The 19,063-nt window shown below is 55.3% G+C and carries 16 protein-coding genes, 2 tRNA genes and 2 rRNA genes; 5 read left to right on the top strand and 15 right to left on the bottom strand.

Features of this window, described 5'->3' with window-relative positions:
* Positions 1-60: 60 nt before the first annotated feature.
* Genes pnuC through CDA56_RS02115 form a run of 3 tightly spaced genes read right to left on the bottom strand, consistent with a single transcriptional unit; the run spans position 61 to position 2,267 of the window.
* On the bottom strand, positions 61-789 hold the full coding sequence (gene pnuC, locus CDA56_RS02125) for a nicotinamide riboside transporter PnuC (protein WP_004097491.1): 729 nt from the start codon (positions 787-789) through the stop codon (positions 61-63).
* Positions 789-1,538 (bottom strand): nucleoside phosphorylase, encoded by a 750-nt coding sequence (locus CDA56_RS02120; protein WP_165795136.1) that lies wholly within the window; start codon positions 1,536-1,538, stop codon positions 789-791. Before CDA56_RS02120 ends, pnuC begins: the two co-directional genes overlap by 1 nt.
* Before the next feature lie 24 nt (positions 1,539-1,562).
* Positions 1,563-2,267: a Crp/Fnr family transcriptional regulator gene (locus CDA56_RS02115; RefSeq protein ID WP_004097483.1), complete on the bottom strand. Its 705-nt coding sequence runs from the start codon at positions 2,265-2,267 to the stop codon at positions 1,563-1,565.
* Positions 2,268-2,461: 194 nt separating this feature from the next.
* Between CDA56_RS02115 and ppiC (CDA56_RS02110) the strand changes: the two genes are divergently transcribed.
* The gene (ppiC, locus tag CDA56_RS02110) at positions 2,462-2,743 is read left to right on the top strand and encodes a peptidylprolyl isomerase PpiC (RefSeq protein ID WP_103815084.1); all 282 of its coding nucleotides are present in this window, start codon (positions 2,462-2,464) and stop codon (positions 2,741-2,743) included.
* A 52-nt stretch (positions 2,744-2,795) separates the two neighbouring features.
* Positions 2,796-3,077, top strand: coding sequence for a peptidylprolyl isomerase PpiC (gene ppiC, locus CDA56_RS02105; RefSeq protein WP_004097481.1), 282 nt, complete (start codon positions 2,796-2,798; stop codon positions 3,075-3,077).
* Positions 3,078-3,244: 167 nt separating this feature from the next.
* On the opposite strand, the gene ilvC is transcribed toward ppiC (CDA56_RS02105), so the two are convergent.
* Positions 3,245-4,720 carry a ketol-acid reductoisomerase gene (gene ilvC / locus CDA56_RS02100; protein ID WP_003018001.1) on the bottom strand — a complete coding sequence of 492 codons (1,476 nt, stop codon included), beginning with the start codon at positions 4,718-4,720 and terminating at the stop codon, positions 3,245-3,247.
* Positions 4,721-4,873: 153 nt separating this feature from the next.
* On the opposite strand from ilvC, the gene ilvY reads away from it, so the two are divergent.
* Entirely contained in the window at positions 4,874-5,764 is an 891-nt protein-coding gene (ilvY, locus tag CDA56_RS02095; protein WP_004097479.1) for an HTH-type transcriptional activator IlvY, read from the top strand.
* A gap of 56 nt (positions 5,765-5,820) precedes the next feature.
* Here ilvY and ilvA read toward each other — a convergent pair whose 3' ends face one another.
* The 6 genes from ilvA to ilvL form a co-directional block, all read right to left on the bottom strand.
* A complete protein-coding gene (gene ilvA, locus CDA56_RS02090) occupies positions 5,821-7,365 on the bottom strand; it encodes a threonine ammonia-lyase, biosynthetic (protein WP_014227448.1) in 1,545 nt (514 codons plus the stop codon).
* Positions 7,366-7,367: 2 nt separating this feature from the next.
* Complete coding sequence (gene ilvD / locus CDA56_RS02085; protein WP_004097475.1) at positions 7,368-9,218, bottom strand: dihydroxy-acid dehydratase; 1,851 nt, start codon at positions 9,216-9,218, stop codon at positions 7,368-7,370.
* A 61-nt stretch (positions 9,219-9,279) separates the two neighbouring features.
* Positions 9,280-10,209, bottom strand: coding sequence for a branched-chain amino acid transaminase (locus CDA56_RS02080; protein ID WP_064375199.1), 930 nt, complete (start codon positions 10,207-10,209; stop codon positions 9,280-9,282).
* 16 nt (positions 10,210-10,225) lie between these two features.
* Positions 10,226-10,483, bottom strand: coding sequence for an acetolactate synthase 2 small subunit (gene ilvM / locus CDA56_RS02075; RefSeq protein ID WP_004097471.1), 258 nt, complete (start codon positions 10,481-10,483; stop codon positions 10,226-10,228).
* The gene (gene ilvG / locus CDA56_RS02070; protein WP_064375197.1) at positions 10,480-12,126 is read right to left on the bottom strand and encodes an acetolactate synthase 2 catalytic subunit; all 1,647 of its coding nucleotides are present in this window, start codon (positions 12,124-12,126) and stop codon (positions 10,480-10,482) included. The genes ilvM and ilvG overlap by 4 nt, the downstream gene beginning before the upstream one ends.
* A gap of 139 nt (positions 12,127-12,265) precedes the next feature.
* Positions 12,266-12,364, bottom strand: coding sequence for an ilv operon leader peptide (gene ilvL / locus CDA56_RS02065; protein WP_001311244.1), 99 nt, complete (start codon positions 12,362-12,364; stop codon positions 12,266-12,268).
* Positions 12,365-12,714: 350 nt separating this feature from the next.
* Between ilvL and CDA56_RS02060 the strand changes: the two genes are divergently transcribed.
* Positions 12,715-14,235: a YifB family Mg chelatase-like AAA ATPase gene (locus tag CDA56_RS02060; protein ID WP_102803847.1), complete on the top strand. Its 1,521-nt coding sequence runs from the start codon at positions 12,715-12,717 to the stop codon at positions 14,233-14,235.
* Between the two features lie 23 nt (positions 14,236-14,258).
* Here the strand turns inward: CDA56_RS02060 and CDA56_RS02055 are convergent, their stop codons facing one another.
* On the bottom strand, positions 14,259-14,597 hold the full coding sequence (locus CDA56_RS02055) for a MaoP family protein (RefSeq protein ID WP_004097464.1): 339 nt from the start codon (positions 14,595-14,597) through the stop codon (positions 14,259-14,261).
* 118 nt (positions 14,598-14,715) lie between these two features.
* Here CDA56_RS02055 and hdfR point away from each other — a divergent pair, with 118 nt between their 5' ends.
* Positions 14,716-15,537: an HTH-type transcriptional regulator HdfR gene (gene hdfR, locus CDA56_RS02050; protein WP_004097454.1), complete on the top strand. Its 822-nt coding sequence runs from the start codon at positions 14,716-14,718 to the stop codon at positions 15,535-15,537.
* Positions 15,538-15,618: 81 nt separating this feature from the next.
* On the opposite strand, the gene CDA56_RS02045 is transcribed toward hdfR, so the two are convergent.
* From CDA56_RS02045 to CDA56_RS02030, 4 genes are all read right to left on the bottom strand, one after another.
* Positions 15,619-15,694 (bottom strand) — tRNA-Trp (locus CDA56_RS02045).
* Between the two features lie 53 nt (positions 15,695-15,747).
* Positions 15,748-15,824, bottom strand: a tRNA-Asp gene (locus CDA56_RS02040).
* A 55-nt stretch (positions 15,825-15,879) separates the two neighbouring features.
* A 5S ribosomal RNA gene (gene rrf / locus CDA56_RS02035) occupies positions 15,880-15,995 on the bottom strand.
* 70 nt (positions 15,996-16,065) lie between these two features.
* Positions 16,066-18,971, bottom strand: a 23S ribosomal RNA gene (locus CDA56_RS02030).
* Positions 18,972-19,063 lie beyond the last annotated feature (92 nt).

Genomic DNA, 19,063 nt, shown 5'->3' with positions numbered 1-19,063 from the left:
CAGAAAGAGGGGCACAGAGAGCAACAGGCTGCCCATTCAGGCAGCCTGGAAATCGGTCAATCAGGATGCGGCCGCGGCAAGCGGCGTATAGCCGTTACGCTGTGCGCTCTTGATCCAGCTGTATGAACCCATTACCGCGATCGCCGTCAGCAGGACATACTCAAGCGACATGGCGTAAACGCCCTGTACCGCGTAGATAACCACGCTAATCACGTCGATAACCACCCACAGCAGCCAGTTTTCGACGAATTTACGCGTCATCAGCACCATGGCGGCAATCGACAACACCAGCATGGTGGAATCCCAGAACGGGAAGGCGTCTGGCTGGAGGTCGGGCATCGCGACCTGCATACCGAACGTTTGCAGCAGAGCAATCATGATACGAGTGAGCGTCGCGAACACCGGATCGATAAACAGCGTCATCAGCACAATCGCCACCGCGCAGACGCCGCCCAGCGCCAGCGTTTGCTGACGGGAAAGCCAGCGTACCTTGAGCGCGGCCTCCTGCGCCTCGTTTTGCCGGCTCCACGCGTACCAGCCGTAAATATTGGCAGCGAAGAAAAAGACCTGCAGCAGCAGGCTGGCATAGAGCTGGATCTGGAAAAAGATCGCCGCAAACAGCGTGACGTTAATCAGGCCAAACAGATAGTTGATGATTTTTTCCCGGCTGGCGCACCAGATGCACAGCAGGCCGAATACGGTACCGATAGCCTCAATCCACGATAGCGCATAGCCGCCTTCGCCGAGAGGAATGTTGACCATCACATTGTTAATGCTAAAAAAGTCCATCACAGACCTCCTTGCTGGCTAGCGGAATAAATGGCGCGCAGCGCCAGGGTAATTTGCCGTTCTTCGCCCTGCTGGCACAGCGCCTCCTGCTGGACATAATCATTGATGCTGCTATCCAGGCAACCGTTGTGGGCAACAACCACGTTGAGTAATGATGCCGTACGTAGGCCGCGCAGCGCGCCGATAGTCATCAGAGCGGCGCTCTCCATATCCGCGCCCAGAACGCCTCGCGCCGACCACTGCGCATCCAGTTCCGCCTCACGATCGGTATAGAAACTGTCGTGGCTGCGCACCAGCCCGCACGCGGCGGGGATGTTCATTTGCCGCGCCTGCGCCACCAGTTCCCAGGTCAGCAGCGGGTCGGCGCAGGCCGGATAGCCCGCCGGCGCATAGGTTCGGCTGGTACCATCATCCATCACCGCAGCGTGAGCGATAATCACATCGCCGAGCGCAAGATTATCCTGCAATGCGCCGCAGCTGCCGATACGAATCAGGGTTGTTACGCCAATCTGGCGCAGCTCTTCAATGGCGATCGCCGTGGAGGGTCCGCCGATTCCGGTGGAGAGCACCAAAATCTCGATGCCCTGATACCAGCCGCGCGCGGCGCGAAACTCCCGGTTCTGACCGAGCCGCTGTGGATTATCAAGAAACTTGACGATGCGGTCGACCCGCTGCGGGTCGCCCGGCAGCAGCGCGTACCGCGCGCCGGTCATCTCTTTGCTTAACTGGATATGGGGTTGCAGCGACATTCTCCCGCCTCCTTACTCTTGCGGTTATCCGATATCAGCCTCCTGCTTCAGTTTTTCAGGAGCTAACAACACAATGCGTTCACCATCGGTATCAATAATCTGTAGCGCTTTCAGGTCATGCAAAATACGGTTAATGCTGCGGGTCGTCGCCGCGAACTCCTGACTGAGATTCTGCTTATCCAGCAAGATTTCATTCGCGCCATCCTGTTGATAACGCAGCCATAGCGCCTGACACACCCGCTGATGCAGCGAGTAGAGATTGTCGCTGCTGGCCTTTTTCGATAGCTGATAATATTGCTGGCTAAAGAAGCGCAGCATCCGCTGGTTAAAGTGGTTATCCAGCGCCAGCCAGCGGCAGAAATGTTCCTGCGACAGGCTCAGGAGCTGCACATGGTCCACCGCCACCACCGAGCAGATGTAATGACGCGACTCAAAGATCTCGAGTTCGCCCACCATGTCGCCTTTACGGTAGCGGGCCTGGCGGTAGCGGCGCCCGTCTTCAGCCTCATAGAAAACGTCTACCTCACCGGCGATAATCAGCGAAAAACGCTGGCACACTTCCCCCTGTCGGCAGATAAAATCACCGCGCGGAATGTCTTCGAAGCGCCAGCGCCGCATGATCTCCAGAGGACAATATTTCAGTAATTCATAGAGCAGCGGATCGCGCACAATCTCGCTCAGCCCGGAAAGCCAGCCGACTGAAAATTCAGGTTTTTTCATTGTATCCATGTTATCTCGCTCCACGACGATAAGGACAGGACGGCTGTCCCCGGCCAGAAGGAAAACGCCGAAGAAAAGTGTTGCCCATCTCCCGCTTCCGTCTATCAGGCGAGACACCTGTCCCGCGATGGCGAAGAGTATAGGTCCGCGACCAAAGCGGATGGTAAAGTAACGGGATATCTTTGAGACATGAGAGCAAAATAATGGCAAAGAGCGCAGCAGCCCTGCATATCCTGGTAAAAGAAGAGAAGCTGGCGCAAGAGATCCTCGCCAAACTGGAACGTGGCGTGAGCTTCGATCATCTGGCAAAGCGCTATTCAAAGTGCCCATCCGGACGCAACGCCGGCGATCTCGGGGAGTTTAATCAAGGCGTTATGGTCGGGCCGTTCGATCAGGCGGTCTTCAGCTGCCCGCTGCTCAAGCCTTACGGACCGGTCAAAACCAAATTCGGCTACCACATCATTAAGGTGCTGTATCGCCGCTAGCCCATGCTACTATTGCGCCCTGATTCATCTCCTATTCCATCAAGGTACGATCATGGCAAAAACGGCAGCAGCACTGCATATCCTGGTTAAAGAAGAGCAGCTGGCACTGGATCTTCTGGAGCAAATTAAAAACGGCGCCGATTTCGGTAAACTGGCGAAGAAGCACTCGATCTGCCCGTCAGGCAAACGCGGTGGCGATTTAGGTGAATTCCGCCAGGGCCAGATGGTGCCGGCGTTTGATAAAGTCGTCTTCTCCTGCCCGGTGCTGGAGCCGACCGGCCCGCTGCACACCCAGTTTGGTTATCACATCATCAAGGTGCTGTACCGCAATTAAAAAAACCGGTGTCTTATTGCACCGGTTTTTTATCTCACAGCTTTCCCCTAAGGATTTCAGCTTGCAGGAAGGCGGCAAGTGAGTACAGCCCCAGGAGCATAGATAACTATGTGACTGGGGTGTACGAACGCAGCCAACGCATCTGCAAGTTGAAAGACGACGGGGAATTAGCCCGCTACCGCAATGCGTTTCATGTCGGTCATATAGCCGCGCAGTTTCTTACCAACCTGCTCGATAGCGTGGCTGCGAATGGCTTCGTTCACGTCGCGCAGCTGAGCGTTGTCTACCGCGCCTTCGGCAATCGCTTTGCCCAGGTCGCCGGTCTGCAGGGTGGTCATGAACTCTTTCAGCAGCGGTACGCAGGCGTAAGAGAACAGGTAGTTACCGTATTCAGCGGTATCGGAGATAACCACGTTCATTTCGTACAGACGCTTACGAGCGATGGTGTTGGCGATCAGCGGCAGCTCGTGCAGTGATTCGTAGTAAGCGGACTCTTCGATGATGCCGGAATCCACCATGGTTTCAAACGCCAGCTCAACGCCCGCTTTCACCATTGCGATCATCAGAACGCCTTTATCGAAGTACTCCTGCTCGCCAATTTTACCTTCAAACTGCGGTGCGGTTTCGAACGCGGTTTTGCCGGTCTCTTCACGCCAGGTCAGCAGTTTTTTATCGTCGTTGGCCCAGTCAGCCATCATGCCGGAGGAGAATTCACCGGAGATGATGTCATCCATATGCTTCTGGAACAGCGGCGCCATAATCTCTTTCAGCTGTTCGGACAGCGCGTAAGCACGCAGCTTAGCCGGGTTAGACAGACGATCCATCATCAGAGTGATACCGCCCTGCTTCAGCGCTTCGGTGATGGTTTCCCAGCCGAACTGAATCAGTTTTTCGGCGTATGCCGGGTCGGTACCCTCTTCCACCAGCTTATCGAAGCACAGCAGAGAACCGGCCTGCAGCATACCGCAGAGGATGGTCTGCTCGCCCATCAGGTCGGATTTCACTTCGGCAACGAAGGACGATTCCAGCACGCCCGCACGGTGACCGCCGGTCGCCGCAGCCCAGGCTTTAGCAATGGCCATACCTTCGCCTTTCGGATCGTTTTCCGGGTGAACCGCGATCAGGGTCGGAACGCCGAAACCGCGTTTGTACTCTTCACGTACTTCGGTACCCGGGCACTTCGGCGCCACCATCACGACGGTGATATCTTTACGGATCTGCTCGCCAACTTCCACGATGTTGAAGCCGTGAGAGTAGCCCAGCGCCGCGCCGTCTTTCATCAGCGGCTGAACGGAACGTACAACGTCAGAGTGCTGTTTGTCCGGCGTCAGGTTAACCACCAGATCGGCCTGCGGGATCAGCTCTTCGTAGGTACCCACCTTGAAGCCATTTTCGGTTGCTTTGCGCCATGATGCGCGCTTTTCGGCAATCGCTTCTTTACGCAGCGCGTAGGAGATATCCAGACCGGAGTCGCGCATGTTCAGACCCTGGTTCAGGCCCTGAGCGCCACAGCCGACGATGACCACTTTTTTACCCTGAAGGTAGCTTGCGCCATCGGCGAATTCGTCGCGACCCATAAAGCGACATTTGCCCAGCTGCGCCAGCTGCTGGCGCAGGTTCAGTGTATTAAAGTAGTTAGCCATGGTGATACCTCGTGATGTTGTGTGTCTTATTTTGTTCGGTTCGCCTTTCAGCGAGAATGTACCCACATTACAACAGGAAATTTATTGCGGAAATTGATATATTCACAACGTCACGTTGCAATTTCTGCAATGTAAAATCGTGGAGTGTCGCCGGTGGATTTACGCGATCTGAAAACCTTCCTGCATCTGGCTGAAAGCCGCCATTTTGGCCGCAGCGCGCGGGCGATGCACGTCAGCCCCTCCACGCTTTCCCGACAAATTCAGCGCCTGGAAGAAGACCTCGGGCAGCCGCTGTTTGTCCGCGATAACCGCACGGTAACGCTTACCGAAGCGGGAGAAGAGCTACGAACGTTTGCCCAGCAGACGCTGTTGCAGTATCAGCAGCTGCGCCACACTATCGATCAGCAAGGTCCGTCGCTGTCGGGCGAACTGCATATCTTCTGTTCGGTGACGGCCGCTTATAGCCATCTGCCACCGATTCTCGATCGTTTCCGCGCCGAGCATCCCTCGGTGGAAATAAAGCTCACCACCGGCGATGCCGCTGATGCGATGGAAAAAGTGGTGACGGGTGAGGCCGATCTGGCGATTGCCGGGAAACCGGAAACGCTGCCCGGCGCGGTGGCTTTTTCCATGCTGGAGAATCTGGCGGTGGTGCTGATCGCCCCGGCGCTGCCTTGTCCGGTTCGTAACCAGGTCTCAGTGGAGAAGCCTGACTGGGCAACGGTACCCTTTATTATGGCCGACCAGGGCCCCGTGCGTCGCCGCATTGAGCTATGGTTTCGCCGCCATAAAATCAGTAATCCGTCAATTTACGCCACGGTGGGCGGGCATGAAGCCATGGTCTCCATGGTGGCGCTCGGCTGCGGCGTCGCGCTGCTGCCGGAGGTGGTGCTGGAAAACAGCCCTGAGCCAGTGCGCAATCGCGTGATGATTCTGGAGCGTAGCGACGAGAAAACCCCGTTTGAGCTGGGCGTCTGCGCGCCAAAAAAGCGGCTGCATGAGCCGCTGATTAATGCGTTCTGGAATTTGCTGCCTGGCCACTAATGCCGGGCCTGCTCAGGCCTACAGCCCGACCGCAGGCCTGACAAGCACAGCGCTTCTTAACCGGCGAGGAAGAACCTGAACGCTGGATTATTGCTTTCATCATGGCAATCGTAGCCCAGCTCATGCAAGCGGGTTTCGAAGTCAGGCTCGTGATCGCCCAATTCGAATGCCGCCAGCACGCGGCCGTAATCGGTACCGTGACTGCGATAGTGGAACAGAGAGATGTTCCAGTGGGTGCCCAGCGTATGCAGGAACTTCAGCAGCGCGCCGGGCGATTCCGGAAACTCGAAGCTGAACAAACGCTCCTGCAGCGGCTGAGACGGACGCCCGCCGACCATGTAGCGCACGTGTAGCTTGGCCATTTCATCGTCGGAGAGATCCACTACGCTGTAGCCACCGTCGTGCAGCAGGTTGAGGATCTCTTTCCGCTCTTCCAGCCCCCGGCTCAGGCGCACGCCGACAAAAATGCAGGCATTTTTCGCATCCGCGAAGCGGTAGTTGAACTCGGTCACCGAACGGCCGCCCAGCAGCTGGCAGAACTTGAGGAAGCTGCCCTTCTCTTCCGGAATGGTGACCGCCAGCAGCGCTTCGCGCTGTTCTCCCAGCTCGCAGCGTTCGGAAACGTAGCGCAGGCCGTGGAAGTTGACGTTCGCGCCGGAAAGCACGTGCGCCAGGCGTTCGCCGCGAATATTATGCTGAGCGATATATTTTTTCATCCCCGCCAGCGCCAGCGCCCCGGAAGGTTCTGCTACCGCACGCACATCTTCAAACAGGTCTTTCATCGCCGCGCAGATGGCATCGCTATCGACGGTAACGATGTCGTCGAGATACTCCTGGCACAGACGGAAAGTCTCATCGCCGATGCGTTTCACCGCCACGCCTTCGGCAAAAAGCCCAACGCGGGGTAAATCGACCGGATGACCCGCATCCAGCGCGGCTTTCAGACAGGCAGAATCCTCGGCCTCAACCGCAATGACTTTGATCTGCGGCATCAGCTGTTTGATCAGCACCGCCACGCCGGCCGCGAGACCGCCGCCGCCGACCGGGACAAATACGCGATCGATATGGGCATCCTGCTGCAGCAGCTCCAGCGCCAGCGTCCCCTGCCCGGCAATCACCATCGGATGGTCGAAGGGCGGAACCCAGGTGAACCCCTGCTGCTGCGCCAGCTCGATGGCTTTGGCCTTGGCTTCATCGAAGTTCGCGCCGTGCAGCAGCACTTCGCCGCCGAAGCCGCGCACCGCATCAACTTTGATATCCGCGGTGGCGGTTGGCATGACGATGAGCGCCTTCACGCCCAGGCGAGATGCCGAGAAAGCCACGCCCTGCGCATGATTACCCGCCGAAGCGGTAATCACGCCATGCGATTTTTGCTCTTCCGTCAGGCCCGCCATCATCGCGTAGGCTCCGCGCAGCTTAAAGCTGTGCACCGGCTGACGATCTTCACGCTTCACCAGCACAACGTTATCGAGGCGCGACGAGAGCTTTTCCATTTTTTGCAGCGGCGTGATCTGCGCGGCTTCGTATACCGGCGCGCGCAGTACCGCTCTGAGGTATTCCGCCCCCTCGGGGGCGGCGGAGAGGGGTTGAGACTCGGCCATCATTAACCCCCAAGTTTCGATTTATCGCGCACCGCGCCTTTGTCGGCGCTGGTTGCCAGGCTGGCATAGGCGCGAAGGGCAAAGGAAACCTGACGCTCGCGATCTTTCGGCGTCCATGCTTTATCACCGCGCGCTTCCTGAGCTTCGCGGCGCGCCGCAATCTCGGCATCGCTTAGCTGCAGCTGAATGCCGCGGTTCGGGATATCGATAGCAATCATGTCGCCATCTTCAATGATCGCGATATTGCCACCGCTGGCCGCTTCCGGAGAAACGTGACCAATAGAGAGACCCGAGGTACCGCCGGAGAAGCGTCCGTCGGTAATCAGCGCACAGGCTTTACCCAGGCCCATTGATTTCAGGAAGGTCGTCGGGTAGAGCATCTCCTGCATCCCCGGCCCGCCTTTCGGCCCTTCATAGCGGATGACGACTACGTCACCGGCGACCACCTTGCCGCCGAGGATCGCATCCACAGCCGCGTCCTGGCTTTCGTATACCTTCGCCGGGCCGGTAAACTTGAGGATACTGTCGTCAACGCCGGCGGTTTTCACGATACAGCCGTTCTCGGCAAAGTTGCCGTACAGAACCGCCAGACCGCCGTCCTTGCTGTAAGCATGTTCCAGCGAGCGGATACAGCCTTCTGCGCGATCGTCATCCAGGGTGTCCCAACGGCAGTTCTGAGAGAAAGCCTGCGTTGTGCGGATACCCGCAGGGCCAGCGCGGAACATCTTCTTAACCGCTTCATCCTGCGTGACGGTGATATCGTACTGCTCCAGCGTCTGCGGCAGGGACAAACCAAGCACGTTTTTCACATCGCGGTTCAGCAGCCCGGCACGATCCAGTTCACCTAAAATACCCAATACGCCGCCCGCGCGATGCACGTCTTCCATATGATATTTCTGCGTACTTGGTGCGACCTTACACAGCTGCGGCACTTTGCGGGAAAGTTTATCGATATCGCTCATGGTGAAGTCGATTTCCGCTTCCTGCGCCGCCGCCAGCAGATGCAGTACGGTATTGGTGGAACCGCCCATGGCGATATCCAGCGTCATGGCGTTTTCAAACGCCGCCTTATTGGCGATATTACGCGGCAGCGCAGAGGCATCGTCCTGCTCGTAATAGCGTTTAGTCAGCTCAACGATACGTGAGCCCGCATTGAGGAACAGCTGTTTACGATCGGCGTGAGTCGCCAGCAGCGAGCCGTTGCCCGGCTGCGACAGGCCCAGCGCTTCGGTCAGGCAGTTCATGGAGTTCGCGGTGAACATTCCCGAACAAGAGCCGCACGTCGGGCAGGCGGAACGCTCAACCTGATTACTCTGATCGTCGGAGACTTTCGGGTCAGCGCCCTGAATCATCGCATCAACGAGGTCGAGTTTAATGATTTGATCGGACAGTTTGGTTTTCCCGGCTTCCATCGGGCCACCGGAAACAAAAATGACCGGAATATTCAGGCGCAGAGACGCCATTAACATCCCCGGGGTGATTTTGTCGCAGTTGGAGATACAGACCATCGCATCAGCACAGTGGGCGTTAACCATATACTCAACCGAGTCGGCGATCAGTTCGCGGGATGGCAGTGAATAAAGCATACCCCCGTGGCCCATCGCGATCCCATCATCCACCGCAATGGTGTTGAATTCTTTGGCGACGCCGCCAGCGGCCTCGATTTGCTCAGCAACCAGTTTGCCGAGATCGCGCAGGTGAACGTGGCCCGGCACGAACTGGGTGAAAGAGTTCACCACGGCGATAATCGGCTTACCGAAATCATCGTCGGTCATTCCAGTGGCGCGCCACAGCGCGCGGGCACCCGCCATATTACGGCCGTGAGTGGTTGTGGCGGAACGGTACTTAGGCATGCTTTAGTTACTCCCAGTTTCGGTGAAATGGGGCGTTGCGTGTCGCCCCATTTTTTTATGCTTATTGATTAACCTGATCCAACCAGCCCCATTTATCCTCGGTTTCACCGGTGAAGAGGCCAAAGAATGCTTGCTGAATGCGCTTGGTGATCGGGCCGCAGCGGCCTTCACCCACCTGAATACCATCAACGCTGCGTACCGGCGTGATCTCTGCGGCAGTACCGGACATAAACACTTCGTCGGCCAGGTACAGGGACTCGCGGGACAATACCTGCTCGCGGACTTCCAGGCCGAGTTCTTTCGCCAGCTTGATGATAGCGTCGCGGGTGATGCCAGGCAGCGCGGAAGAGGTGAACGGCGGGGTAAACAGCACGCCATCCTTCACTTCAAACAGGTTTTCACCGGCGCCTTCAGAGATGTAGCCGTTCACGTCCAGCGCGATACCTTCCTGATAGCCATGGCGACGCGCTTCGCTGCCGACCAGCAGCGAAGAGAGATAGTTACCGCCGGCTTTGGCCGCGGTCGGAATAGTGTTTGGCGCCGCGCGATTCCAGGAAGAAACCATCGCATCGATCCCCTGATCCAGCGCTTCGGCGCCCAGGTAGGCGCCCCACGGGAACGCCGCGATGATCACGTCAGTGTTATAGCCCGGAGGCGGGTTGACGCCCATGCCCACGTCGCCGACGAAGACTAACGGGCGGATATAGGCGCTGGTCAGACTGTTTTTACGAATGACTTCACGGCAGGCTTCCATCAGCTCATCAACGCTCTGAGAAACCGGGAAACGATAGATTTTTGCTGAGTCATGCAAACGCTGCATATGTTCACGGTGACGGAACACCACCGGTCCCTTGTGAGAGTCGTAGCAACGGATGCCTTCAAATACGGAAGTCCCGTAGTGCAGCGCATGGGACATCACGTGAACCTTCGCCTCGCCCCACGGAACCATCTCACCATTGAACCAAATGTAATCAGCTTTTTTCGTCGTCATTGTTCTTCCTTTGCGCTCAGGCGCGAATTTGTTGTGATGTAGGTTGCTGGATCTCGACGCAGGCGACGTCCACCAGTTTGCTTAATTGACTAAACAGTAATTCGACGGGCCGCTGGCTGGCAACGGTCAGTTCAATATTAATATTCCGGGCATCGGCGGCGGTTGCCATATTCATCGCGCAAATCTGGAACCCGCGATGGCGCACGACGCGCAGCACGCGTTCTAACGTTTCTGGATTAGAGCGAGCCTGCAAGGCGACCTGATGTTGCATCATGATAATTTCTCCAGCATTTCTGCATTACTGGCACCGGGCGGTACCAACGGCCAGACGTTCTCAAGTTCGTCGATTGAGACATGAAGCAGGTAAGGCCCCTGGCTCGAAAGCATGGTGTCGAGTGCCGCTTCAACCTGGTCTTTACGGGTGATATGTTGACCAGGGATGCCGAAGGCGCTGGCCAGAGTAAGGAAATCGGGGTTATCGGTAAGGGTGGTTTCGCTATAACGTTCCTGAAAAAACAGCTGTTGCCATTGTCGAACCATTCCTAAACGCTGGTTGTCCAGTAAGACTATCTTCAGCGGCAGCTGCTTGCGTTTTACGGTGCCCAGCTCCTGCACGTTCATCATGAAGGAGCCGTCACCGGAGATACAGATAACCGTATCGTCTGGACGGGCCACCTGCGCGCCTACCGCTGCGGGCAAGCCGAAACCCATAGTGCCTAATCCGCTGGAAGTGATGAAATTCTCCGGGCGCGTATAGGTCATATGCTGCGCTGACCACATCTGATGCTGGCCCACATCGGTTGTCACGACGCAGTCTGCGGGTTTGCGATCGGAAAGCTGCTTCAGCAGCAGCGGGGCGTAGATAGCGTCTCCCGGATGGTCGTAGCGCCAGTCATGCTCAGCGCGCAGCTGCGCATTACGTTGGCGCCAGGCGTCGATAGACAGCGGCTGCTGGAGCGCGGGCAGCATCACATTCAAATCGCCGGTCAGGCCGATATGTGCCTGACGGAGCTTGTTCAGTTCAGCCGGATCGATATCCATATGGATAACTTTGGCGTGCGGGGCAAACGTATTCAGCTTGCCGGTGACGCGATCGTCAAAACGGGCGCCTACCGCGATCAGCAGGTCACATTCCTGTACTGCAAGGTTGGCCGCTTTAGTACCGTGCATCCCCAGCATGCCCAGATAGTAGGGATAATCCGCCGCTACCGCACCCAGCCCTTTCAGGGTAGACGTCACGGGCATTTGCGTAACGGCAAGAAATTCGCGCAGCGCCGGTACCGCCTGCGCCATCCCCACGCCGCCGCCAACGTATAACATCGGCTTCTGCGACTGGGTCAGCATCTGCAAAGCGTATTCGATATCCGCATATGGAAAATCAACGTCGTCGGCTACCATGGAAAAATGCGGATCGAGATCGCCCTGAGCCAGCTGGATGTCTTTTGGGATATCGACCAGCACGGGACCGGGACGCCCGGAGTTTGCTACGTGGAAAGCTTCGGCAATGATGCGCGGCAGTTCTTCCAGCGACTGCACCAGGAAACTATGCTTGGTGCATGCCAGCGATAAACCGAGGACATCAACTTCCTGGAATGCGTCGGTGCCAATGAACGGGGCCGCAACCTGGCCGGTGATAGCAACAACGGGAACGGAATCAAGCAGCGCGTCGGCGAGGCCGGTGATCAGGTTGGTTGCGCCAGGCCCCGAAGTGGCGATACACACCCCGGTTTTGCCGGTAGCCCTGGCATAGCCAATAGCCGCCATAGCCGCGCCCTGTTCATGCCGGCACAGTAGGTGTTCCACGCCGCCGTCATACAATGCATCGTAAACCGGCATAATTGCTCCACCCGGATAGCCAAAAACGGTATCGACTCCCTGTGCTCGCAAAGCATGTACCACCCACCGCGCCCCATTCATAGTTACTTCCCCGTCGTAGATCGAGAGAAACAGAATTTTATGCTACCAGCCATCGTCTGCTCCTCTTTTCTGTTTTTAAGTTATAAAAAAACCCCCGGACCTTTCGGTGCGGGGGTCTTAGTTCGTTAAGGCTTGTTTTTTAAGCCTTTCCTCGTCCAAGTGCAGCCCCGCACGGTGGGATAATAATCACCACCACGCTAATCACGACCAGGCTAATCACTCGTAGAAGGGCTGTCATTTTATGTTCTTTCTGGCTTCATGTTCGAAGGAATACCTAAAGAGTTACCACAGACTTCGCGTTAAACACAAGATTTTTTTATGACCTCATTTCTTACCTTGCTAACCATTTAAGAAAAAACAATTGTTTTTAATGGGAAAAATATGAAATGAAAATATTTCAATTTGTGGCGTGCTCCACAGCACTTTCTCATCTTGTTGCCTGATGACAGCATTTTACGAGCCGGCATCCATCACCAGTGCAAAGCGGAAATTGCCGGAAAATTGGCTGGGAGCAAGCATGCAGAATTTAATATTGCCGAATTACTCAACAGCAAATCCCCGACATAATCCCGGTACTCAGGAGGTGTTATGTCACTCGCCATTGTTTACACCCGCGCCGCTCTCGGGATCGGTGCCCCGCTTATCATGGTTGAAGTTCATATCAGCAACGGGCTCCCAGGTCTGACAATGGTAGGACTGCCTGAAACAACGGTTAGAGAAGCGCGTGACCGGGTACGTAGTGCGATTATCAACAGCGGTTACGCTTATCCGGCGAAAAAAATCACCATCAATCTGGCCCCGGCCGATCTACCAAAAGAAGGGGGAAGATATGATTTACCTATCGCTCTCGCGCTTCTGGTGGCCTCAGAGCAGCTAAAGGCCCCCAGGCTAAATCAATATGAGTTTGTCGGCGAGCTGGCGCTTACAGGCGCTCTGCGTGGCGTTCCTGGGGCCATATCCAGCGCCATGGAGGCCATAAAAGCGGGGCGGAAGATTGTTATCTCTAATGAGAATTCTCCAGAGGTGGGGTTAATCGGCGGCAGTGACTGCCTTATCGCCACCGATCTCCAGGAAGTCTGCGCTTTTCTCGAAGGTCGACATACCCTGGCTAACCCCCTTCCAGAAGGGGAATATTCGGATGAAACATCGGTTGATCTGCGTGATGTTATTGGCCAGCGGCAGGGGAAACGAGCGCTGGAAATCATCGCTGCAGGTGGTCACAACCTGCTGATGATAGGCCCGCCCGGCACAGGAAAAACGATGCTCGCCAGTCGATTACCGGGACTACTGCCGCCGCTGAGTAATCAGGAAGCGCTGGAAAGCGCGGCAATACTTAGCCTGGTCGATTCCAGGCATGCCATGAAAAATTGGCGCCGCAGGCCCTTTCGTGCCCCGCATCATAGCGCCTCCCTGGCGGCCATGGTGGGCGGAGGCTCAATTCCGGCACCGGGAGAGATCTCCCTTGCCCATAACGGAGTCCTGTTCCTGGATGAGCTGCCTGAATTCGAACGCAGGGTGCTGGATGCGTTACGCGAACCCATTGAGTCAGGGGTTATCCATATCTCACGCACGCGCGCCAAAATCGATTATCCAGCCCGTTTCCAGCTTATTGCAGCGATGAATCCCAGCCCGACAGGACACTATCAGGGCCAGCATAATCGCGCTTCACCGGAACAGACGCTACGCTACCTGGGTCGTTTATCCGGCCCGTTTCTTGACCGATTCGATCTCTCCCTGGAGATCCCGCTTCCGCCGCCGGGGGTGCTCAGCCAGGGAACAAACGAAGAGGAAAGTAGCGCCTGCGTACGCCAACGTGTTCTGGCCGCACGCGAAAGGCAGCTATCGCGGCAGAAAAAACTTAACGCGCATCTGGGAAATGATGAGATGAAAATCTGCTGCCGGCTTCATAAAGATGACGCTGTCTGGCTGGAGCAGACGCTAATACAGCTCGGTCTTTCAATCCGCGCCTGGCAGCGCCTGATTAAAGTTTCCCGAACTATTGCCGATATTGAGGCAGTCGAACGCATCGAACGTCATCATTTGCAGGAGGCTCTCGGCTATCGGGCAATAGACAGAATGTTGAGCCATCTACAAAAAATGATGGCGTAAAAAAAGGGCTTACGCCCTTTTTCTTAATCATCGCTTTCTGTGTAATCTTCCGTACCTTCCACCTGCGGCTTGCCGCCGGACAGGGTATGGAAACGCTTCGGACGCTTAATGCGCGCCATGTACTTAATCCAGACGCGTTCTGCTTCCGTTGCGGGCTCACGTTCACCACGGCATACCGAAACAAACTGTTTTTCATCGTCGGTGACAGGCTCGCGTTTACCTAGTTCGAGTTCATTAAAGGCATAACCATGACGTTCCAGCAGTTGCGCCTCTTTGATGGTGAAATCTCCATGACGGGAAAACCCGCGCGGATAATTTTTATTGTCGAAAAAACGATTAGTTGTCGTAAAGCTTTCCGCCATCCTACACGCTCCTGATTCTTTGGCCGAGCTAATTATGGCGCGGAGTATTAGTTACGCTTGACAGAGCGTCAAACAAAACATTTAAATCATCACGACAAATAATTTTGCGGAGAAGAGTGTGGATACGGAATTGCTCAAGACTTTCCTTGAGGTGAGCAGAACTCGCCACTTTGGCCGAGCCGCAGAGGCGCTTTATCTGACGCAGTCAGCAGTTAGCTTTCGTATTCGTCAGCTGGAGAACCAGCTGGGGGTAAATCTTTTTACCCGTCATCGTAATAATATCCGTCTGACCTCAGCCGGAGAGAAACTGCTACCCTACGCCGAAACCCTGATGAATACCTGGCAAGCTGCGCGCAAGGAGGTCGCGAATGCTTCCCGCCATAATGAATTTTCGATCGGTGCCAGCGCTTCTCTGTGGGAATGCCTGCTTAATGGATGGCTGGGAAAGCTCTATACAGAGCCCTATAACCTACAGTTTGAGGCGCGGATTGCGCAGCGGCAATCGCTGGTCAAACAGCTGCACGAACGTCAGCTTGATCTCCTGATCACGACAGAATCGCCGAAGATGGATGAACTAAGCAGCCAGTTGCTGGGTAATTTTACCCTGGCGCTTTATTGTGCCTCTCCGGCTAAATACACAAATGAATTGAATTATTTACGCCTGGAATGGGGGCCCGATTTCCAACAAAACGAAGCGGGATTGATCGGAAATGATGATATTCCTCTGCTGACCACCAGTTCTGCCGAGTTAGCTTACCAACAGCTCAGCGCGCTTAAGGGCTGTACATGGCTGCCCGTGCTCTGGGCACAGGGGAAAAATAATCTGCATACGGTGACCGACAGTGCGACGCTTTCAAGGCCTCTCTATGCGATTTGGCTACAGAACAGCGATAAACAAGCGCAGATTCGGGAGATCCTGAAGCACAATATATTGGGATAAACGCACTCCTCCAGGGATGGAGGACGATCGGCGGGAAATTTAAAGCAAAAAAAATCCTTTGCCTGAGCAAAGGATTATATATGGCAGGGGCGGAGAGACTCGAACTCGCGACACCCGGTTTTGGAGACCGGTGCTCTACCAACTGAGCTACGCCCCTAAAGTTTCTTATCATTAAGCCTGCTTAATCAGCAGGCTTAATTTTTTAATAAGTGGCGGAACGGACGGGACTCGAACCCGCGACCCCCTGCGTGACAGGCAGGTATTCTAACCGACTGAACTACCGCTCCACCGAATACTTCTGTAACCACCGGATTTATGCACCGGCTTACTACTTAATTTGATGCCTGGCAGTTCCCTACTCTCACATGGGGAGACCCCACACTACCATCGGCGCTACGGCGTTTCACTTCTGAGTTCGGCATGGGGTCAGGTGGGACCACCGCGCTGTCGCCGCCAGGCAAATTCTGTTTAATCTGTATCAAGCTGTATTGAAAATCTCTCAAATCGCCAAAACATCTTCGGCGTTGTAAGGTTAAGCCTCACGGTTCATTAGTACCGGTTAGCTCAACGCATCGCTGCGCTTACACACCCGGCCTATCAACGTCGTCGTCTTCAACGTTCCTTCAGGACCCTTAAAGGGTCAGGGAGAACTCATCTCGGGGCAAGTTTCGTGCTTAGATGCTTTCAGCACTTATCTCTTCCGCATTTAGCTACCGGGCAATGCCATTGGCATGACAACCCGAACACCAGTGATGCGTCCACTCCGGTCCTCTCGTACTAGGAGCAGCCCCCCTCAATTCTCCAGCGCCCACGGCAGATAGGGACCGAACTGTCTCACGACGTTCTAAACCCAGCTCGCGTACCACTTTAAATGGCGAACAGCCATACCCTTGGGACCTACTTCAGCCCCAGGATGTGATGAGCCGACATCGAGGTGCCAAACACCGCCGTCGATATGAACTCTTGGGCGGTATCAGCCTGTTATCCCCGGAGTACCTTTTATCCGTTGAGCGATGGCCCTTCCATTCAGAACCACCGGATCACTATGACCTGCTTTCGCACCTGCTCGCGCCGTCACGCTCGCAGTCAAGCCAGCTTATGCCATTGCACTAACCTCCTGATGTCCGACCAGGATTAGCTGACCTTCGTGCTCCTCCGTTACTCTTTAGGAGGAGACCGCCCCAGTCAAACTACCCACCAGACACTGTCCGCAACCCCGATCAGGGGCCCACGTTAGAACACCAGCCATTAAAGGGTGGTATTTCAAGGATGGCTCCATGCAGACTGGCGTCCACACTTCAAAGCCTCCCACCTATCCTACACATCAAGGACCAGTGTTCAGTGTCAAGCTATAGTAAAGGTTCACGGGGTCTTTCCGTCTTGCCGCGGGTACACTGCATCTTCACAGCGAGTTCAATTTCACTGAGTCTCGGGTGGAGACAGCCTGGCCATCATTACGCCATTCGTGCAGGTCGGAACTTACCCGACAAGGAATTTCGCTACCTTAGGACCGTTATAGTTACGGCCGCCGTTTACCGGGGCTTCGATCAAGAGCTTCTCCTTACGGATAACCCCATCAATTAACCTTCCGGCACCGGGCAGGCGTCACACCGTATACGTCCACTTTCGTGTTTGCACAGTGCTGTGTTTTTAATAAACAGTTGCAGCCAGCTGGTATCTTCGACTGATTTCAGCTCCATGAGCAAGTCACTTCACCTACCATCAGCGTGCCTTCTCCCGAAGTTACGGCACCATTTTGCCTAGTTCCTTCACCCGAGTTCTCTCAAGCGCCTTGGTATTCTCTACCTGACCACCTGTGTCGGTTTGGGGTACGATTTGATGTTACCTGATGCTTAGAGGCTTTTCCTGGAAGCAGGGCATTTGTCACTTCAGCACCGTAGTGCCTCGTCATCACACCTCAGCGTTAGTGACGTTCCGGATTTACCTGGAACATCCGCCTACATGCTTAAACCGGGACAACCGTCGCCCGGCCAACATAGCCTTCTCCGTCCCCCCTTCGCAGTAACACCGAGTACAGGAATATTAACCTGTTTCCCATCGACTACGCCTTTCGGCCTCGCCTTAGGGGTCGACTCACCCTGCCCCGATTAACGTTGGACAGGAACCCTTGGTCTTCCGGCGTGCGGGTTTTTCACCCGCATTATCGTTACTTATGTCAGCATTCGCACTTCTGATACCTCCAGCAACCCTCACAGGCCACCTTCAACGGCTTACAGAACGCTCCCCTACCCAACAACACATAGTGTCGCTGCCGCAGCTTCGGTGCATGGTTTAGCCCCGTTACATCTTCCGCGCAGGCCGACTCGACCAGTGAGCTATTACGCTTTCTTTAAATGATGGCTGCTTCTAAGCCAACATCCTGGCTGTCTGGGCCTTCCCACATCGTTTCCCACTTAACCATGACTTTGGGACCTTAGCTGGCGGTCTGGGTTGTTTCCCTCTTCACGACGGACGTTAGCACCCGCCGTGTGTCTCCCGTGATAACATTCTTCGGTATTCGTAGTTTGCATCGGGTTGGTAAGTCGGGATGACCCCCTAGCCGAAACAGTGCTCTACCCCCGAAGATGAGTTCACGAGGCGCTACCTAAATAGCTTTCGGGGAGAACCAGCTATCTCCCGGTTTGATTGGCCTTTCACCCCCAGCCACAAGTCATCCGCTAATTTTTCAACATTAGTCGGTTCGGTCCTCCAGTTAGTGTTACCCAACCTTCAACCTGCCCATGGCTAGATCACCGGGTTTCGGGTCTATACCCTGCAACTTAACGCCCAGTTAAGACTCGGTTTCCCTGCGGCTCCCCTATACGGTTAACCTTGCTACAGAATATAAGTCGCTGACCCATTATACAAAAGGTACGCAGTCACCCAACAAGTGGGCTCCTACTGCTTGTACGTACACGGTTTCAGGTTCTTTTTCACTCCCCTCGCCGGGGTTCTTTTCGCCTTTCCCTCACGGTACTGGTTCACTATCGGTCAGTCAGGAGTATTTAGCCTTGGAGGATGGTCCCCCCATATTCAGACAGGATACCACGTGTCCCGCCCTACTCTTCGAGTTCACAACCTGTGTGTTTTAGTGTACGGGAGTATCACCCTGTACCCTGCGACTTTCCAGACGCTTCCACTAACACACAAGCTGATTCAGACTCCGGGCTGCTCCCCGTTCGCTCGCCGCTACTGGGGGAATCTCGGTTGATTTCTTTTCCTCGGGGTACTTAGATGTTTCAGTTCCCCCGGTTCGCCTCGTTTGACTATGTATTCATCAAACGATAGTGCAACGAATTGCACTGGGTTTCCCCATTCGGACATCGCCGGCTATAACGGTTCATATCACCTTACCGACGCTTTTCGCAGATTAGCACGTCCTTCATCGCCTCTGACTGCCAGGGCATCCACCGTGTACGCTTAGTCGCTTAACCTCACAACCCGAAGATGTTTCGTAAAACATCGTCGTGTCGCGAAAATTTGAGAGACTCGAACACACATTAACTGTGTGTCGTTTCAATTTTCA

This window comes from Klebsiella michiganensis, assembly GCF_002925905.1.
Lineage (GTDB): Bacteria > Pseudomonadota > Gammaproteobacteria > Enterobacterales > Enterobacteriaceae > Klebsiella > Klebsiella michiganensis.
This window is presented reverse-complemented; position numbering and strand designations above follow the sequence as displayed.

What these genes read in the sequence shown, in the direction of transcription:
- ppiC (WP_103815084.1), top strand. Translation starts at nt 2,462, where the DNA reads ATGGCAAAGAGCGCAGCAGCCCTGCATATCCTGGTAAAAGAAGAGAAG.
- ilvM (WP_004097471.1), bottom strand. Translation starts at nt 10,483, where the DNA reads ATGATGCAACATCAGGTCGCCTTGCAGGCTCGCTCTAATCCAGAAACG.
- CDA56_RS02055 (WP_004097464.1), bottom strand. Translation starts at nt 14,597, where the DNA reads ATGGCGGAAAGCTTTACGACAACTAATCGTTTTTTCGACAATAAAAAT.
- pnuC (WP_004097491.1), bottom strand. Translation starts at nt 789, where the DNA reads ATGGACTTTTTTAGCATTAACAATGTGATGGTCAACATTCCTCTCGGC.
- CDA56_RS02120 (WP_165795136.1), bottom strand. Translation starts at nt 1,538, where the DNA reads ATGTCGCTGCAACCCCATATCCAGTTAAGCAAAGAGATGACCGGCGCG.
- CDA56_RS02080 (WP_064375199.1), bottom strand. Translation starts at nt 10,209, where the DNA reads ATGACGACGAAAAAAGCTGATTACATTTGGTTCAATGGTGAGATGGTT.
- ilvC (WP_003018001.1), bottom strand. Translation starts at nt 4,720, where the DNA reads ATGGCTAACTACTTTAATACACTGAACCTGCGCCAGCAGCTGGCGCAG.
- ilvL (WP_001311244.1), bottom strand. Translation starts at nt 12,364, where the DNA reads ATGACAGCCCTTCTACGAGTGATTAGCCTGGTCGTGATTAGCGTGGTG.
- ppiC (WP_004097481.1), top strand. Translation starts at nt 2,796, where the DNA reads ATGGCAAAAACGGCAGCAGCACTGCATATCCTGGTTAAAGAAGAGCAG.
- CDA56_RS02115 (WP_004097483.1), bottom strand. Translation starts at nt 2,267, where the DNA reads ATGGATACAATGAAAAAACCTGAATTTTCAGTCGGCTGGCTTTCCGGG.
- ilvG (WP_064375197.1), bottom strand. Translation starts at nt 12,126, where the DNA reads ATGAATGGGGCGCGGTGGGTGGTACATGCTTTGCGAGCACAGGGAGTC.
- ilvA (WP_014227448.1), bottom strand. Translation starts at nt 7,365, where the DNA reads ATGGCCGAGTCTCAACCCCTCTCCGCCGCCCCCGAGGGGGCGGAATAC.
- CDA56_RS02060 (WP_102803847.1), top strand. Translation starts at nt 12,715, where the DNA reads ATGTCACTCGCCATTGTTTACACCCGCGCCGCTCTCGGGATCGGTGCC.
- ilvD (WP_004097475.1), bottom strand. Translation starts at nt 9,218, where the DNA reads ATGCCTAAGTACCGTTCCGCCACAACCACTCACGGCCGTAATATGGCG.